The organism is Streptomyces sp. NPDC002130 (assembly GCF_040296465.1).
Lineage (GTDB): Bacteria > Actinomycetota > Actinomycetes > Streptomycetales > Streptomycetaceae > Streptomyces.
This window is the reverse complement of record NZ_JBEOXI010001323.1, coordinates 1-1,006: the sequence shown is the minus strand read 5'-3', so window position 1 is coordinate 1,006 and position 1,006 is coordinate 1. Positions and strand designations below refer to the sequence as shown.

At 62.5% G+C, this 1,006-nt stretch carries 2 protein-coding genes; one reads left to right on the top strand and one right to left on the bottom strand.

From position 1 onward, the window contains the following. Positions 1-387 (top strand): phosphoketolase family protein (locus tag ABT116_RS50665; protein WP_502984128.1); only part of this gene is annotated, 387 nt, incomplete at its 5' end. A 39-nt stretch (positions 388-426) separates the two neighbouring features. Here the strand turns inward: ABT116_RS50665 and ABT116_RS50660 are convergent. Continuing rightward, positions 427-1,006 (bottom strand): DUF305 domain-containing protein (locus ABT116_RS50660; RefSeq protein WP_351648705.1); only part of this gene is annotated, 580 nt, incomplete at its 5' end.

Here is a 1,006-nt window from a genome sequence, read left to right as displayed (position 1 = left end):
GCCCTGCTGACCCCCACCGAGCATCCCCACGGATTCGGGGAGCGGGTCTTCCTCGATTTGTTCACCGCTCAGACCGACGTCGTGTTCGCATTCCACGGGTACTCGCGTGCGGTGCACGAACTGATTCACGGGCGTCCGAGTCCCGAGCGCTTCCACGTTCGCGGATTCAGTGAACAGGGAACAACCACAACACCGTTCGACATGGTTGTCCTCAACAAGATGAGCCGCTACCACCTGGTGATCGAGGCGCTACGACGCTCCAAGCGTCGGCCGGCCGGGGCGTCCGAGTTGGCGGAGTTCTGCCGCACACAGCTCGAAAAGCACTCGCGTTACATCGTCGAGCACCTCGAAGACATGCCGGAGGTAGAAAACTGGACCTGGTCCTGAAAATTCAGGACCAGGCCCAGTCGGGTCCGAGTTCTCAGTTCAATTCATGGGCAGCTGCGCCGCGCCGCGAGCTGCCAACATGTCGGTCATCAGCTTGGACTCGCTCTGCTGCGTGTTGACCATGGTCTGTGCCAGGCTGCGCACCGGACCCTCGGTGGCGTCGGCTGCTGCGTACTCCATCATCGGAAGCCCACCTTCGTGGTGACGAAGCATCAGCTGCAGGAACAAGGTGTCGAGTTGCAGACCTTCCGCTGCGCGGAGAGCCGCAAGGTCCTCGGGGGACGCCATGCCGGGCATGGTGTCGACCGGACCGGAATGAGCCATGTCCATCGTGGCCGAAGTCCCGTGCGATCCGTGGCCGGAGCCCGAATCGGACGACATCCACTCCATGTACGGACCCACCTTGGACAGCGGCTGATCCCACATGGTCAGCCACGCCTGCATCTGACCGAGTTGGTTCTGCTGCGTGGTCAAGATGTCGAACGCCAGCGTGCGTACGTCGTTGTCGGTGGACTTCGTCAGGGCGATGGACGCCATGTCCACAGCCTGGCTGTGATGCACGCTCATGTCCTGCGCGAAGCCGACGTCCACCGAATCCGATGCCGGAACCGTCAGGGAC